The 16,416-nt window shown below is 73.3% G+C and carries 13 protein-coding genes; all 13 read right to left on the bottom strand.

Going from position 1 to position 16,416, the window contains the following annotated elements:
- Positions 1-188: 188 nt before the first annotated feature.
- Positions 189-755 carry a hypothetical protein gene (locus H9623_RS10650; RefSeq protein ID WP_227748494.1) on the bottom strand — a complete coding sequence of 189 codons (567 nt, stop codon included), beginning with the start codon at positions 753-755 and terminating at the stop codon, positions 189-191.
- The gene (locus tag H9623_RS10645; RefSeq protein ID WP_193720018.1) at positions 752-2,008 is read right to left on the bottom strand and encodes an MraY family glycosyltransferase; all 1,257 of its coding nucleotides are present in this window, start codon (positions 2,006-2,008) and stop codon (positions 752-754) included. The genes H9623_RS10650 and H9623_RS10645 overlap by 4 nt, the downstream gene beginning before the upstream one ends.
- Positions 2,005-2,817: an L-threonylcarbamoyladenylate synthase gene (locus H9623_RS10640; protein ID WP_193720048.1), complete on the bottom strand. Its 813-nt coding sequence runs from the start codon at positions 2,815-2,817 to the stop codon at positions 2,005-2,007. The genes H9623_RS10645 and H9623_RS10640 overlap by 4 nt, the downstream gene beginning before the upstream one ends.
- A 14-nt stretch (positions 2,818-2,831) precedes the next feature.
- Positions 2,832-3,821: a peptide chain release factor N(5)-glutamine methyltransferase gene (gene prmC, locus H9623_RS10635; protein ID WP_193720047.1), complete on the bottom strand. Its 990-nt coding sequence runs from the start codon at positions 3,819-3,821 to the stop codon at positions 2,832-2,834.
- A 47-nt stretch (positions 3,822-3,868) separates the two neighbouring features.
- Positions 3,869-4,957, bottom strand: a complete 1,089-nt coding sequence (prfA, locus tag H9623_RS10630; protein WP_193720017.1) for a peptide chain release factor 1 — start codon at positions 4,955-4,957, stop codon at positions 3,869-3,871.
- A gap of 214 nt (positions 4,958-5,171) precedes the next feature.
- Positions 5,172-5,390, bottom strand: a complete 219-nt coding sequence (rpmE, locus tag H9623_RS10625) for a 50S ribosomal protein L31 (RefSeq protein ID WP_030149966.1) — start codon at positions 5,388-5,390, stop codon at positions 5,172-5,174.
- Positions 5,391-5,548: 158 nt separating this feature from the next.
- Entirely contained in the window at positions 5,549-7,651 is a 2,103-nt protein-coding gene (rho, locus tag H9623_RS10620) for a transcription termination factor Rho (protein WP_193720016.1), read from the bottom strand.
- A 329-nt stretch (positions 7,652-7,980) separates the two neighbouring features.
- On the bottom strand, positions 7,981-8,958 hold the full coding sequence (thrB, locus tag H9623_RS10615; RefSeq protein WP_193720015.1) for a homoserine kinase: 978 nt from the start codon (positions 8,956-8,958) through the stop codon (positions 7,981-7,983).
- A gap of 112 nt (positions 8,959-9,070) precedes the next feature.
- Positions 9,071-10,174, bottom strand: coding sequence for a threonine synthase (thrC, locus tag H9623_RS10610; RefSeq protein WP_193720014.1), 1,104 nt, complete (start codon positions 10,172-10,174; stop codon positions 9,071-9,073).
- A complete protein-coding gene (locus H9623_RS10605) occupies positions 10,174-11,520 on the bottom strand; it encodes a homoserine dehydrogenase (RefSeq protein ID WP_193720013.1) in 1,347 nt (448 codons plus the stop codon). Before H9623_RS10605 ends, thrC begins: the two co-directional genes overlap by 1 nt.
- A 245-nt stretch (positions 11,521-11,765) precedes the next feature.
- Positions 11,766-13,214: a diaminopimelate decarboxylase gene (lysA, locus tag H9623_RS10600; protein ID WP_407671897.1), complete on the bottom strand. Its 1,449-nt coding sequence runs from the start codon at positions 13,212-13,214 to the stop codon at positions 11,766-11,768.
- The gene (gene argS / locus H9623_RS10595) at positions 13,211-14,905 is read right to left on the bottom strand and encodes an arginine--tRNA ligase (protein ID WP_193720012.1); all 1,695 of its coding nucleotides are present in this window, start codon (positions 14,903-14,905) and stop codon (positions 13,211-13,213) included. Before argS ends, lysA begins: the two co-directional genes overlap by 4 nt.
- A 22-nt stretch (positions 14,906-14,927) precedes the next feature.
- Complete coding sequence (locus tag H9623_RS10590; protein WP_193720011.1) at positions 14,928-16,250, bottom strand: MFS transporter; 1,323 nt, start codon at positions 16,248-16,250, stop codon at positions 14,928-14,930.
- Positions 16,251-16,416 lie beyond the last annotated feature (166 nt).

The following is a 16,416-nucleotide window of genomic DNA, read 5'->3' as shown; positions in this document are numbered from 1 at the left end:
GCCGGGTGCTCTCAGGCACGCCGTCGGACCAGGCCTTCATGGATTCGCCGATAGCCTAACGCATGTTCACGCCTTCACATGTCACGGTCCGGGCATCCTGGCGGTCGCGGGGATATGATGCCCCGGCCCACGGCCCGGCTCGCGCCGCTCGTGGGCGCGCACGAGCCGGGCCGAGCCCGGAAGACCCGTCAGGACTTCGGTGTGACGTACGGAATACGGCCACGGTCGACCGCACGGTAGTCGAGCAGCGCGGAGCCGATCACGCCCAGGAGCAGCACGGCCGCGAAGACGATCCGGTCGTAGAACTCGTAGTTCCGCAGCACGGCCAGGACGATCCCGAGCAGCACGATCTTCACGAGCCAGCTCCCCAGGACGACCGCTGCGGTCGTGGTCGGGGTCGAGCGCGCGGTGCGGGCCATCGCGACGATCGTCGTGCCGGAGAAGACCAGCGCGATCGCGACGCCCATGAGCGCGCCCCAGACGCCCGCCGTGCCGGCGAGGAGCGCACCGAGCCCGACACCGAGCACCAGGAGGCCGCCGAGCAGGAGCAGGGTGTCGCGCAGGGCGCGGCGGAACACCGCGCTCACGGCCTCGGCCACGACGTCGGCCGGGTCGGGGGCGGACACGCCCTCGGCCGGGAGGGCCACGGGGGCCCCGGACGTCGACGGCGCGCGGGCCGCGTCCGCGGCCGTCGGCTCAGCCGCCGCCGCGGGCGTCGTCGGCTCGTCGGGGGTCTGCGGTGCAGGAGTCGTCATCGGGAGGTTCCTTCGGGGTGAGCGCGGTGGGGGTCGGTGGGGCCCGTCGGGGGGCCCGGCGTCGGTGCGGGGACGACCGGTGACGCGCCGCTGGCCCCGGCGGCCCGCCGGGGCACCGCCGTCGGGATGCCCTCGGGCGCGGTCACGGCGTCGTCGTCGAGGAACCTGCCCCGGGTCCGTAGCGGTCCGAGCGTGAGGATCGCGGCCACGACCACCGCGACGCCGAGCCCGATCGCGACGTTCTCCGCGGGCCAGCGCACGAGCGCGACCGCGCCGAACGCGAAGACCGCGGTCCACAGGTACATGATGATGACGGCGCGGCGGTGCGAGTGACCGAGCGCCAGCAGCCGGTGGTGCAGGTGGAGCCGGTCGGGGTGGAAGGGCGACTTGCCCGTGCCCACCCGGCGGGCCACCGCGAGGACCATGTCGAGCAGGGGCAGGAGGATGACGGCGAGCGGCAGCAGGATCGGGATGAGCTCGCGCTGCTTGCTCGGGTCCGAGGCGGTGCCCATGTCGATGCTCCCCGTCACCACGATCACCGCGGACGCGAGCACGAGGCCCAGGACCATGGATCCCGAGTCCCCCATGAAGATCCGGGCCGGGTGGAAGTTGTGCGGGAGGAACCCCAGACAGATCCCGACGAGGGCCGCCATGACCAGGGTCGCGAGGTTGGAGTAGTCCGTGGGGCTCGCCGCGACCGTGAGGCTGTACGTGTACACGAAGTAGGCCGAGCCTCCGATCGCGATGAGCCCGGCGGCCAGCCCGTCGAGGCCGTCGACGAAGTTCACGGCGTTCATCGCGACCACCACGACGAGCACCGTCACGATGAGCGAGAGCCGCGACGAGCCGATCACCAGCCCGTTGATGGGGAACGTCGTGAGCTGCACGCCCTGCCACGCGATGAACAGGGCCGCGAGGACCTGCCCGGCCAGCTTGGTCATCCAGTCGAGGTCCCAGATGTCGTCGGCCACGCCCAGCAGGCAGACGATCAGCGCTCCCCCGACGATCGCCCAGGCCCGGTGGTCGATCTCGAAGACCCCTTCGAGGAACGGCATCTGCGAGGCGAACGCCACGGCCACGACGAGGCCCGCGGTCATCGCGAGCCCGCCCAGCCGGGCCGTGGGGATGGTGTGCACGTCACGGTCCCGGACGGCCGTGATGGCTCCCGTCCTCGCGGCGATCCAGTAGGCCAGCGGTGTCAGCAGGTAGGTGACGGCCGCTGCGATCAGCAGGACGAGCAGATAGACCCTCACCCGCCGTTCGCCCCCGGGGTGCTCGTCGTCTCGTCGCGGTCAGCGCGGCGTTCTCCGGCGGCCTCGTCGACAACCGTCCCGTCGAGGCCGTCCACGCCCTCGCCGGGCGCCTCGGACGAGCCGTCGGCCCCCGGGGCGACCTCGTCGCCGGGCGCGGGGACCTCGGCGGGCTCCTCCCCGATGCCCAGGACAGGGGCGATCTCGCGCAGACGCTCGAGCGAGACCGCACCCTCGCGCACGACCCGCAGGTGCGGACCGGTCGCGTCGACGATGGTCGAGGCCACTCCCCCGGGCGCCGTGCCGCCGTCGAGGTAGACCGCGACCGAGTCCCTGAGCTGCTCCTGGGCGTCTTCGACGTCGAGCGCGGCCGGACGTCCGGTGGAGTTGGCGCTCGAGACCGCGAGGGGTCCCGTACGGCGCAGCAGGGCGAGCGCGGCCGGGTGGTCGGGCATGCGCAGCGCGACGGTCCCGTGCGTCTCGCCGAGGTCCCACATGAGCGAGGGCTGCGCGGGCAGGATGACGGTGAAGCCACCGGGCCAGAACGCCTCGACGAGGGCGCGCGCGTCGTCGGGCACGTCGGTCGCGAGGCCGTCGAGGGTCCGCAGGTCCGGGACCAGGACGGGCGGAGGCATCTGCCGCCCGCGCCCCTTCGCGGCGAGGAGGGCCGCGACGGCGTCGGCGTCGAACGCGTCGGCCCCGATCCCGTAGACGGTGTCGGTCGGCAGGACCACGAGGCCGCCGCGCGAGACGGCGTTCACCGCCTCGTCGATCGACGGTCCCCAGGTGTTCGGGTCGGTGACGGGGTGCACAGAGCTCACGCTTCTCAGTCTTCCATGTCCGAAGGGTCCGCTGGTGCGGCGGTCGTGCCCGTCGTCGCCCGCGAGCGGCGGGCCACGACCATGCGGGGTCTGCCCGTGAGGTCGTGGGCGGTCCTGATGTCCTCGAAACCACCGACCGCGGCGACCATCTCTCGCACGGCAGCCGCCTGGACCTCGGCGTGCTCCATGACGTAGAGACCGCCGTCGGTCAGCAGCCGCGCGGCCGCACGGGTCACGCCGCGCGGCACCTCGAGGCCGTCCTCGCCGAGCCCGTAGAGCGCGACCTGCGGGTCGTGCAGGGCGACCTCGGGGTCGTGCGGGACCGCGTCGGGCGGCACGTAGGGCGGGTTGGAGACGACGACGTCGCACGACCCGTCGAGCGCGGTGAGCGCGGTCCGGGCGTCCCCCCGGACGAGCTGCACGACGGCGCCGCTCGCCTCGCGGACGCGGGCCACGTTGCGCTCGGCCCAGGCGTGGGCGGCGCGGTCGAGCTCGACGGCGTGCACGAGCGCCCCGGGGACCTCGGTCGCGACGGCCAGGGCGATCGCGCCCGACCCCGTGCACAGGTCCACGACGACGGGGGCCCGCGAGCTGCGGGCGGCGACCGCGAGAGCCTCGTCGACCGCTACCTGCGCGACCTGCTCGGTCTCGGGGCGCGGGACGAACACGCCGGGGCCCACGACGAGGTCGAGGTGGCGGAACGGAGCGGTGCCCGTGAGGTGCTGGAGCGGGACGCGCGCGGCGCGGGCGTCGAGCAGGCGCGCGAGGTCGCCGAGCACGTCGGCCGAGGTGCGGGGCGCCGGGTCCCCGTCCACGGGGTCGGGCAGCAGGGTCCCCACGGGTCGACCCAGGACCGCAGCCGACACGACCCGCTCGCGCGGGACGCCCGCGGCGTGCGCGAGCAGCAGCTCGGCGTCCACGCGGGGCGTGTCGATCCCGGCTCGCCCCAGCCTGGCCGCAGCCTCGCGCACGAGGCGCGAGACGTCGTCGGGCAGGTCGACGGACGAGGAGCCGGGGGTCCGGGGCGGGACCTCCGCGGAGGTCACGACGCCGCGGCGGCGAGGCGCGCCGCCTCGTCGGCGTCGATGGCCGACCGGATCACGGGCTCCAGGTCGCCGTCGAGGACCTGGTCCAGGTTGTACGCCTTGTAGCCCGTGCGGTGGTCCGCGATCCGGTTCTCCGGGTAGTTGTAGGTCCGGATGCGCTCGGAACGGTCGACCGTGCGCACCTGGGAGCGGCGCAGGTCGTTCGCGGCGGCCGCCTCCTCCTCCTGGCGCGCGGCCAGGAGCCGCGCGCGCAGCACGCGCATGGCCTGCTCGCGGTTCTGGAGCTGGGACTTCTCGTTCTGCATCGAGACCGTGATCCCCGTGGGCAGGTGCGTGATGCGCACCGCGGAGTCCGTCGTGTTGACCGACTGCCCGCCGGGGCCCGACGACCGGTACACGTCGATGCGGAGCTCGTTCTGGTCGATCTCGATCTCGCCCGCGTCCTCGACCTCGGGGAACACGAGCACGCCCGCGGCCGAGGTGTGGATGCGGCCCTGCGACTCGGTCACGGGCACGCGCTGGACGCGGTGGACACCGCCCTCGTACTTGAGGTTGGCCCACACGCCGTCCGCGGGGTCCGTGGAGCCCGCTCGCGCCTTGACCGCGACCTGGACGTCCTTGTAGCCGCCGAGGTCCGACTCCGTGGCCTCGATGACCTCGGTCTTCCAGCCCCGGCGCTCGGCGTAGCGCAGGTACATGCGCAGCAGGTCCCCCGCGAACAGCGCGGACTCCTCGCCGCCCTCGCCCGCCTTGATCTCGAGGATCACGTCGCGTCCGTCGTCGGGGTCGCGCGGCACGAGGACCCTGCGCAGCTTCTCGGTCGCGGCCGCAGCCGTCGCCTGGAGCGCGGGCAGCTCGGCGGCGAAGGACGCATCCTCGGCAGCGAGCTCGGCCGCGGCCTCGACGTCGTCGGTCGCGTCGCGCCACGCGCGGTAGGCCGCGACGACCTGGCCCAGCTCGGCGTACCGGCGCCCGAGCGTGCGCGCCCGGCCGGCGTCCGCGTGGACCGCGGGGTCGGCGAGCAGCGTCTCGATCTCGGCGTGCTCGGCGAGCAGGTGTTCGACGGCGGCAAAGGACTCGGTCACGAGGGTGTCCTGACGAGAGGGTGGGTGGTGGGGCTGTCCGGCCGAGCGCGGCTCGGTCCGGTGCGTCCGGTCCGTCCGGCACGTCCGGCACCGTCGGTCGGGGCCGTGGCGCCGGACGTCGGCACCGGACAAGACGACAGCGCCGGTGGAACGAGCGCTCCGCCTGCCCCTGGAGAGGTTGACGGACGCCCGGACCACCGGCGCTGGAGAGTCGCTACTTGTCGGCGGCCTTCTTGCCGTAACGAGCCTCGAAGCGGGCCACGCGGCCACCGGTGTCGAGGATCTTCTGCTTGCCCGTGTAGAACGGGTGGCAGGCCGAGCAGACGTCGGACGAGATGCGCCCGGACTTCTCGGTGCTGCGCGTGACGAACGTGGAACCGCAGGTGCAGGTCACCTCGGTCACGACGTACTCGGGGTGGATATCAGCCTTCACAGGACTCTCCTCAATGGGGTGCCCCCGGGTCGCCTGCGGACAGCAGCCGTGAACCGGGGACGGGGAAACCAACAGGACATTGTGCCAGACGGGTCCGGCACAAGGGAAACTCGTGGGCCGCCCGCCCGCGAGGACGGGGGCGGACGGCCCACGGTGGATCAGACGGCGCGACCGACCTCTTCGTCGTTGCTGATGCCGCCAGGTGTGGTCTTCTGCACCTGGAGCAGGAACTCGACGTTGGACTTGGTCTCCTTGAGCTTGCCGAGCAGCAGCTCGATCGCCTGCTGCTGGTCGAGCGCTCCCATCACGCGACGCAGCTTGTAGACGATGCGGAGCTCGTCCTGCGGCATGAGGATCTCCTCGCGCCGCGTACCGGACGCGTTGACGTCCACGGCCGGGAAGATGCGCTTGTCCGCGAGCGAGCGGGAGAGCCGGAGCTCCATGTTCCCGGTGCCCTTGAACTCCTCGAAGATGACCTCGTCCATCTTGGAGCCGGTCTCGACGAGCGCCGAGGCGAGGATCGTGAGCGACCCGCCGTTCTCGATGTTGCGAGCGGCACCGAAGAAGCGCTTGGGCGGGTACAGCGCCGAGGCGTCGACACCACCCGACAGGATGCGCCCGGAGGCCGGGGCAGCCAGGTTGTAGGCGCGCGACAGACGCGTGAGCGAGTCGAGCAGCACGACGACGTCCTGGCCCAGCTCCACGAGGCGCTTGGCGCGCTCGATCGCGAGCTCGGCGACGATCGTGTGGTCGGACGCGGGGCGGTCGAACGTCGAGGCGATGACCTCGCCCTTGACCGTCCGCTCCATGTCCGTGACCTCTTCAGGTCGCTCGTCCACGAGCACGACCATGAGGTGGACCTCAGGGTTGTTCGTCGTGATCGCGTTCGCGATCTGCTGCATGATGATCGTCTTGCCCGCCTTGGGCGGGGCGACGATCAGACCACGCTGGCCCTTGCCGATCGGGGCGACGATGTCGATCACGCGCGGCGTGAGACGACCCACCTCGCCCGTCTCGAGGCGCAGGCGCTCCTGCGGGTAGAGCGGCGTGAGCTTGTTGAACTCGGCGCGGTTGCGCGCGGCCTCCGGCGACATGCCGTTGACCGAGTCGAGCCGGACCAGCGCGTTGAACTTCTGGTTGCGCGGACCGGTCTGCTGGAACGACTCGCCGTCGCGGGGCTGACGCACCGCACCGACGATCGCGTCTCCGCGGCGCAGCCCCGACTTCTTGACCTGGCCGAGCGAGACGTAGACGTCGTTCGGCCCGGGCAGGTAGCCGCTCGTGCGCACGAACGCGTACTGGTCGAGCACGTCGAGGATGCCCGCCACGGGCAGCAGCACGTCGTCCTCGGTCACCTCGATGTCGTCGAGGCCCGCGACGTCGATGTTCCCGCCCCGGCTGCGTCCGCGCTTGCGGTCCCGGTCGCGGTTGCGGTCACGACCCCGACGGCGGCGGCCGCCGCGCTCGTCGTACTCGTCGTTCTGGCGGTTGCCCTGGCCCTGCTGGTCGCGCTGGCCGCCCTGCGACTGCTCGCCCTGGCGGGCGCCCTGGCCCTGCTGGTCGCGCTGGCCCTGCTGGTCGCGCTGGCGCTGGCCGCCCTGGCGGTCGGCCTGTCGCTCCTGCTGGCCGCTCTGGCGGTCCTGCGGGCCCTGCTGGCCCTGCTGGCCCTGACGCTCACCGCGGTGGGTGCTCGCGCCCTCGGGTGCGGGCTCGCGACCGGCCTCGACGTCGCCGCCGCGCGGGGCACCGGCGCCCCGACCGGAACGACGCGAGCCGCGCTCGGGAGCCGCGCCGGTCACCAGGCCGACCGCCGCCGCGGCACGCGCGGCACGCTCGTCCGGGGTCTCTCCCCCGGCGGCGCGGTGCTCGCCGTCCGTCCGGGCGGCACGCCCGCCCTGCTCGAGGAGCGGGGCGACGATGTCGGCGGCCTGGTCGGCGCGGGCGGAACGCTCGCCCCGCTCCCGACGCGGGCGCTCGACGCTCTCGGTCGCTGCACGCGCGGGCACCTCGACGGCCGGCTGCACGACGACCTTCTCGGTCCGGGTGTCCCTCTCCGGCGCGCGGCGCGCGGAGTCGGACCCGCCGGCGGGGCGCTCGGAAGCGCTCTTCTCGCCGGAGGTGGTACGGATGACGTCGACAAGATCGCTCTTGCGCATCTTGGACGTGCCCTTCACACCGAGCTGCGAGGCGAGTGCCTGCAGCTCGGGGAGGCGCAGCGTCGAGAGTGCGCCTGCACGGGCGGTGTCGGTGGTGTCTGTCACGAAGGACCCTTCCCCTCGTTTGCGCCCACTTGTCTCGGTTCGAGGGGTGGGCCGCGGGTGATCGACGCTCGGCACGTGACGGCCGGAACGCAGTGGAACCACGCGTCAGTGGTACGACGACGTCAGCTGACGTGGGCTGGATTGCCTTCTCGCGGGGTCTGAGTCGCAGTCAGTGGTTGCTCTGCCGATGCCCGGGGACTCGGCGGGTACTCGTCGAGGGAATCACCGAGGCATCATCATGAACCTGCGAAGGCTCAATGGATTCTACCATCCGTGGACCTCGTGCGGACCAGTCCTCCCACGGGTCGGCGTCGCGCCCCGAGAAGCGGTCAGCGCACCTCTCGGCGGGGCGCGCCCGTCGCGTGCGTCGTGCCCAGGACGCGCTCCGAACGCACACCGCCCAGGTCGATCCCGGGACGGTAGGCACGCCACCGGTCGGAGCCGTGCAGCAGGTCGCGCAGCACCCGGTCCGCCCGCTCCCGGTCCGCGACGCTCCCGAGGAGCAGGACGGTCGGCCCCGCACCCGAGATGGTCGCGGCCAGCCCGTCGGCGCGCAGCGCCCGCACGAGCTCCCAGGACGCCGACATGACGCCCGCCCGGTACTCCTGGTGGAGCCTGTCCTCGGTCGCCTCGAACAGGTGCTGGGGAGAACGCGTGAGGGCCTCGACGAGCAACGCGGCCCGGCCGGCGTTGAGCGCGGCGTCGGCGTGGGGCACCGTCTCCGGCAGGACGCCACGGGCCCGGCTCGTCGCGAGCCGGATCGTCGGGACCAGGACCGTGGCCTCGATGTCGGGGTGGACGTCGAGACGCACCGCGTGCGCGCCCTCCTGCCCCTCGACCGTGCTGGTCCACGCGATCGTCGCTCCCCCGTAGATTGCGGGGGCCGCGTTGTCGGGATGCCCCTCGAACTCGGTCGCGAGCCGCAGGACGGTCGCGTCGTCGAGCGCGGCGGGGTCGGCGACGAGCGCGCGCGCCGCGACGATCCCCGCGACGACGGCCGCCGCGGAGGATCCGAGGCCGCGCCCGTGCGGGATCGCGTTGGTGCAGGTCAGGTGCAGGCCCGTCTGCGGGGCGCCGACCAGGTCGAGCGCCGCGCGCAGCGCGCGCACGACCAGGTGCCGCTCGTCGCCCGGGACCTCCCCGGCGCCCTCGCCCTGGACGTCGACGACCACGTCGCCGTTGCCGAGCGCCTGGACCTCGAGCACGTCGTAGCGGGCGAGCGCGAGCCCCAGGGCGTCGAAGCCCGGCCCCAGGTTCGCGCTCGTCGCGGGCACACGCACGCGCACATGGTCGGCTCCGAGCTGCATCTCGCGGACCTCTCTTCAGGGACGGGCGGGCGGGCCCGGGACGGGTGCCGCCCCCGCGCCGCTGGGGCGCCGGGGCCGGACGGGACGGGCGTCGGGTCTGGCGGCGGCCGGGTCAGCCGAGCTCGAGCGCGTCGGCGATCGAGACGACGTCGGCGCTCACCCGGACCGGGGCAACGTCGGCGCCGTCGAGCGTCTTGAGCGCCCACTGCGGGTCCTTGAGGCCGTGCCCCGTGACCGTCACGACGATGCGCGCACCGGCGGGCACGAGGCCGCGCTCGGCGCGCGAGAGGATGCCCGCGACGCCGGCCGCGGAGCCCGGCTCGACGAACACGCCGGCCTCGGCCGACAGGATGCGGTGCGCCGCGAGGATCTGCTCGTCGGTCACGGCCTCGATGACGCCGCCCGACTCGTCGCGCGCGGCCTCTGCCTGGGCCCACGACGCGGGGTTGCCGATGCGGATCGCGGTCGCGATGGTCTCGGGGTGCGTGATGGGGTGGCCCGCGACGATCGGTGCCGCGCCGGCAGCCTGGAAGCCCCACATGACCGGGGTCCGCGTGGAGACCGCGGGCAGGTGCGCGCCGGGGGCGTCGGGGTCGCCCAGGCCCGCGTACTCGCGGAAGCCCTTCCAGTACGCCGTGATGTTGCCTGCGTTGCCCACGGGCAGCGCGTGGATGTCGGGGGCGTCGCCCAGGGCGTCGACGATCTCGAACGCGCCGGTCTTCTGGCCCTCGATGCGGTCCGGGTTCACCGAGTTGACGAGCTCGACCGGGTAGGCCTCGGCGAGCTTGCGTGCCGCAACCAGGCAGTCGTCGAAGTTGCCGTCGACCTGGAGCAGCCTGGCGCCGTGCGCGATGGCCTGGCTCAGCTTGCCCATCGCGATCTTGCCGTCCGGGACGAGGACGGCGCAGACCATGCCGGCCTTGGTCGCGTACGCGGCGGCCGACGCCGACGTGTTGCCCGTCGAGGCGCACACCACGACCTTCGCCCCCCGGCCCGCGGCCGAGGAGATCGCGGCGGTCATGCCGCGGTCCTTGAACGACGCGGTCGGGTTCATGCCCTCGACCTTGAGGAAGACCTGGGCCCCGGTCCGGGCCGAGAGCGCGGGCGCCTCGACGAGGGGCGTGCCGCCCTCGCCGAGCGTCACGATGCGCTCGGTGACGTGGGCGGGCATGCGGTCGGCGTACTCGGCGATGATGCCTCGCCACTGGTGGGCCATCAGGCTCCCTCGACTCTCAGGACGGACGTGATCTCTCGGACGGGTTCGAGCACCGCGATCGCGTCGACCGTCGCGGCGAGCGCGGCCTCCGCTGCGGCGTGGGTCGTGATGACGAGGTGCGCGACGCCGGTCGGCCCGTCGCCCTGGGTGCCGTCGGACGGTTCGGACGGCTGGCGGACGGCCTCGATCGAGACGCCCTTCGAGGCGAGCACCTGCGCCACCTGGGCCAGGACGCCGGGGCGGTCGTCGACCGCGAGGCGGACCTGGTAGCGCGTCACCGCTGTGCTGGCGGGCAGGATCGGCAGCGCGGCGTAGATCGACTCCTCGGGGCCCTTGCCCCCCAGCACCCGGTGACGCGCGGCCGACACGACGTCGCCCAGGACCGCCGAGGCCGTGGGCGAGCCTCCCGCGCCGCGACCGTAGAACATGAGCTCGCCCGCGGCGTCGGCCTCGACGAAGACCGCGTTGAAGGCCCCCCGGACCCCGGCGAGGGGATGCGTGAGCGGGACGAGGGCCGGGTGCACGCGCACCGAGACCCCGTGCGCACCGTCGTCCCCCGTCACGGCCTCCGCGATGGCGAGCAGCTTGATGACGTGACCGGTCTGCGCGGCCCACGCGACGTCGTCGGCCGTGATGGCCGTGATGCCCTCGCGCGCGACGTCCTCGAGCGAGACGCGCGTGTGGAACGCGAGGCTCGCGAGGATCGCGGCCTTGGCCGCTGCGTCGAAGCCCTCGACGTCGGCGGTCGGGTCTGCCTCGGCGTAGCCCAGGTCCTGGGCCTGCTTCACGGCGTCGTCGAACGACATGCCCGTGCTCGCCATCTGGTCCAGGACGTAGTTCGTGGTCCCGTTGACGATGCCCAGGATGCGTCGCACGTGGTCGCCCGCGAGCGACTCGCGGACCGGGCGGACGATCGGGATGGCACCCGCGACGGCGGCCTCGAAGTAGATGTCGACGCCCGCGGTGTCCGCGGCCTTGTAGAGGGTGGGGCCGTCCTCGGCCAGGAGCGCCTTGTTCGCGGTCACGACGGCGGCACCCGCCTCGATCGCCCGCAGGAGCAGCGAGCGGGCCGGCTCGATCCCGCCCATGACCTCGATGACGATGTCGGCGCGCGTGACGAGCCCCTCGGCGTCCTCGGTGAGCAGCGAGCGGTCGACCGACTCCGCGAGGGGGCGCGGGGCCGACGCGTCGCGCACCGCGATCCCCACGAGCTCGAGCGGCGCCCCGACGCGCGAGGCGAGGTCGGCGCTCTGCTGCGTCAGCAGCCGGGCCACCTCGGACCCGACGACGCCGCACCCGAGCAGCGCGACGCGCAGCGGACCTTGCTCCTGCTGGCTGGCTCCCACGAAGCTCCTCCTCCATCACCCGGCCCGCACGGTCAGCGGTGCCGTCGTTCTCGGGTCCCTGCCGGACGCGGTCGCGTCGGAGGGACTGCCTGACCCTGGCGGACCGCGGCACCCCGTGCCGCACGTCCCGACCCGTCGGTCCGAGCCTGTCGATCCTCGCCCGGTTGCCCGGATCCTGGGCGCTCGTCTCAGGATACGAGTGCGTGAGCACCGTTCCACGGTGCGCGCGCCGAGGCCCCGCGCCGTCAGCCCAGGTCGAGCGCGAGCAGGTCGTCCTCCGTCTCGCGCCGGACCAGGACCCTGGTCTCACCCTCCGCCACGGCCACGACCGGGGGCCGGGGCACGTGGTTGTAGTTCGAGGCCATCGAACGGCCGTAGGCACCCGTCGCGGGGACGGCCAGCAGGTCGCCGGCCCGCACGTCGCCCGGGAGCAGCACCTCGTGGACCACGATGTCGCCGCTCTCGCAGTGCTTGCCGACCACCCGAGCGAGCACGGGCGCCGCGTCCGAGAGACGGTTCGCGAGCTCGGCGTGGTAGTCCGCGCCGTACAGGGCCGGGCGGATGTTGTCGCTCATGCCGCCGTCGATCGAGACGTACGTGCGGACGAAGGTCTCGGCCTCCGGCCCGGCACCGCCCCCCGCGACGCGCACGGGCTTGACCGTGCCGACCGTGTAGAGCGTCAGCCCCGCGGGACCGACGATCGCCCGACCAGGCTCGATCGAGAAGCGTGGCAACGGCGTCCCCAGCTCCGCCGACGTGGCCGCGACCGAGGCAGCGATGTCCTTCGCGATGCGGTCGGGGTCGAGCGAGACCTCGCCCGGCAGGTAGGCGATGCCGTACCCGCCGCCCAGGTCCACCTCGGGGACGAGGAAGCCCGTGCGCGCTGCGAGCGCTGCCCGCAGCTCGAGGACCTTGCGCGCCGCGACCTCGAAGCCCGACGGGTCGAGGATCTGCGACCCGATGTGCGAGTGGATGCCCAGCAGCTCGAGCTCGGGGTGCGCGAGCACCGCGAGGAGCGCGGTCATGGCCGGGCTGTCCTCGTCCTGCGCACCAGGGGCCGTCGCGAGCGAGAGCCCGAACTTCTGGTCCTCGTGCGCAGTCGAGATGTACTCGTGCCCGCCCGCGTGCACGCCCGTGGTCACGCGGAGCATGACCGGGGCCGGAGCCCCGCCGCGCGCCCTGGCCGCGGCCGCCACGCGCTCGACCTCGACGAGCGAGTCCACGATGATCCGGCCCACGCCCGCGTCGAGCGCACGCGCGATCTCCGCGTCCGACTTGTTGTTGCCGTGCAGTCCGACGTGCTCGCCGGGCACCCCCGCACGCAGCGCGACCGCGAGCTCTCCGCCCGTCGCGGTGTCGATCCGCAGCCCCTCGGCGTGGAGCCAGCGTGCCACCGCGACCGACAGGAACGCCTTGCCCGCGTAGTAGACGTCGACGCCCGCACCGACCTCGGCGAACGCGGTCTCGAAAGCCCGCCGGTAGGACCGTGCCCGCTCGCGCAGGTCGGCCTCGTCGAGGACGTACGCCGGCGTGCCCTGGGCAGCCGCGAGCTCACGCACGTCGACCCCCCCGACGCTCAGCGCGCCGTCCGGCCCGCGGCGCACGCCGCTCGACCACGGCTCGCCCGGCACGAACGTGCCGGTCGGCGAGAAGGTGGGCGACGTCGTCGGGCCGGCGGCGGCCGCCGCGCTCACATGCGCTCCGGCGCAGACACCCCGAGCAGACCCAGGCCGTTGGCGAGCACCTGACGCGTCGCGTCGTTGAGCCACAGGCGCGTGCGGTGCACGTCCGTGACCTCCTCGTCGCCCAGCGGCGTCACGCGGCACTCGTGGTACCAGGAGTGGTAGTCGCCCGCGAGCGCCTCGAGGTAGCGCGCGACACGGTGCGGCTCGCGCAGCTCGGCCGCCTGGGCGACCACGCGCGGGAACTCGGTGAGCGCGCCCAGCAGGACCGACTCGGTCTCGTGCGTCAGGAGCGACGGGTCGAACGCCTCGCTCCCGTCCTCACGGAAGCGCGAGACCCCGTGCGCCTGCGCGTTGCGCGCGACGTTCGCCGTGCGGGCGTGCGCGTACTGCACGTAGAAGACCGGGTTCTCGTTGGTCGCCCTGGACAGCAGGTCGAGGTCCAGGTCGATGCTCGAGTCGGTCGAGGAGCGGGCGAGCGAGTAGCGCGCGGCGTCCACGCCCACGGCGTCGACCAGGTCCTCGAGCGTCACGACGGTCCCGGCACGCTTGGACATGCGGACCGGCTGGCCGTCCTTGACCAGGTTGACCATCTGGCCGATGAGGATCTGGAGGTTCTTGCCCGGCTGGTCGCCGAACGCCGCGCACACCGCCATCATGCGGCTCACGTACCCGTGGTGGTCCGCACCGAGCATGATGATGACGTCGTCGAAGCCGCGATCGCGCTTGTCGAGGTAGTACGCGATGTCGCCCGCGATGTACGCCGCCTCGCCGTCCGACTTGATGATGACGCGGTCCTTGTCGTCGCCGAAGTCGGTCGTGCGCAGCCACGTCGCGCCGTCGGCCTCGAACACGTGACCGCCCTCGCGCAGACGCTGGACCGCGCGCTCGACCGCGCCCGACTCGTGCAGCGAGTCCTCGTGGAAGTACACGTCGAAGTCGACGCCGAAGTCGTGCAGCGCGGCCCGGATCTCGTCGAACATCCGCTCGACGCCGCGCGCCCGGAAGACCTCCTGGGCCTCGTCGTCGGGCAGCGTGCGCGGGTCCGGGTCTCCCGCCGCGACCGCGTCGGCGATGACGGCCTCCGCGATCTCCGAGATGTACTGGCCGCCATAGCCGTCCTCGGGAGCCTCCTGGCCCTTGGCACGCGCGAGCAGCGAGCGCGCGAAGCGGTCGATCTGCGCGCCGTGGTCGTTGAAGTAGTACTCGCGCGTGACCTCGGCGCCGGACGCCTGCAGCACGCGGGCCAGCGAGTCCCCCACCGCGGCCCAGCGCACGCCACCGATGTGGATGGGGCCCGTGGGGTTCGCCGAGACGAACTCGAGGTTGATGCGCGTGCCGGCCTCGGAGTCGTTGTTCCCGTAGGTCGCGCCCTGCGCGAGGATCGTGCGGGCGAGCTCGCCCGCGGCGGCCGCGTCGAGCGTGATGTTCAGGAAGCCCGGTCCCGCGATGTCCACGGACTTGATGCCCGGGTGCGCGGCGAGACGCTGCGCGAGGTCCTCGGCCAGGACGCGCGGGGCGACGCCGGCCTTCTTCGCGAGCTGCAGGGCGACGTTCGTGGCCCAGTCGCCGTGCTCGCGCTGGCGGGGTCGCTCGACGTGGACCGACGTGGGCACCGCGTCGGCAGGCAGGGCGAGGGTGCCGTCGGCGACGGCGGAGGCCAGGGCAGCGCTGAGCGCTTGGGAGAGCTCGTTCGGGGTCACCCGACGATTCTAGCGAGGGACGCTAGGGCTTTGTGTCGACGTCCGCAGCCGTGGTCGAGGGGCGCCCCCGGCGGGCGCGCCGAGCCCACGTGTCCTCGATCATCACCGGACGGCAGCCCGCGACGGCCGCGACGAGGATCACGACGAGCGTGCCGAACAGGAAGACGAACGTGCTGTCCCACGAACCGCTGCGCCCGTAGAGGATGCCCGCGGTCAGGGGCCCGGCCCCTGCGAGGAGGTACCCGACGCCCTGCACGAACCCGGACAGCGCGACGGCCCCGGCCGACGTGCGGCTGCGCAGGTTGATGAGCGCGAGCCCGAGCGGGAACGTCGAGGCCCCCAGCCCGGCGAGCACGACCCACACCCACGTCGCGGGGCCGGCCTGGCCGCCCATGAGCCCGCCGTAGCCGACCGCGAGCATCGCGACGAAGAGCACCACGAGCGGGTACGGGTTGCGCATCCGGGCCGCGAGCAGCGGCGTGACGATCGACATGGGCATGCCGACGAACGCGTACAGCGCGAGCGCGCTCGCCGCGACGGGCTCCGACATCCCCGCGTCGATCAGGACGTGCGGCAGCCACGCGAACATGACGTAGGTGTTGAGCGAGTTGAGACCGAACATGACCGCGATGCCCCACGCGAGCGGGCTGCGCCAGGCGCGACCCTCGTGGCGGTGGCGGCCGTCCAGGCCCGCGGTGTGCTCGGGTGAGTGCTCGAGCACCGACGCGAGCTCGGCCCGGGCGCGCGCCGATCGGGCGATCACCACGGTCCACGGCACGGCCGCGAGCAGCCCCACGAGCGCCCACCCGCCCAGGGCAGGACGCCAGCCGAGCGAGGACGCGATGCCGACCACGAGGAGCGGCGGGATCGCCGTGCTCAGCGACAGCGTCACGGTGTACGCCGCTGTCACCGCACCGATCCGGTCCGGGAAGTACCGCTTGACCAGGGGTGGTAGCAGCACGTTGCCCATGCCCATGCCCGCCAGCGCCACCGCGGTCCACACCAGGAAGGACGGGGCCGTGCTCGACAGCGACCGCAGGATCTCCCCGACCGAGCTCACGACCAGCGCGGCCACGAGCGTGGGCTCGAGGCCGAACCTCCGCGAGAGGACGGGGACGAGGGAGCCGAAGACCGCGAACGCGATCACGGGGACCGTGCCCAGCAGCCCGGCCACCTGGTCGCTCAGGTCGATGTCGGTCCGGACCACGTCCAGGATCGGGGAGACCGAGGCGACCGCGATCCGCAGGTTGAAGGCCGCGAGGACGATCCCGGCAAGGACGACGAACCTCCCCTTCCACGGCCGGAGGGTGCTGTCGGGGGTCGAGCTCGAGTCCTGGCGATCCACTCCAGGAGGGTACGCACCGGTCGCCCCGGGCACCGGTCCCGGAGCGCTCCCCGGACTGGTGAGTCCGGTCACCCCGCCCCCACCGGGCCCGGGTGTCGCGTGCGGATCGCGGCAGGTGGGAACAGGTGGGAGCACGAACCCTCCGGAGACTGGTAGTCTCGTGCAC

Origin of the sequence: Oerskovia douganii, from assembly GCF_015142735.1 — a bacterium.
Classification (GTDB): domain Bacteria; phylum Actinomycetota; class Actinomycetes; order Actinomycetales; family Cellulomonadaceae; genus Oerskovia; species Oerskovia douganii.
This window is presented reverse-complemented; position numbering and strand designations above follow the sequence as displayed.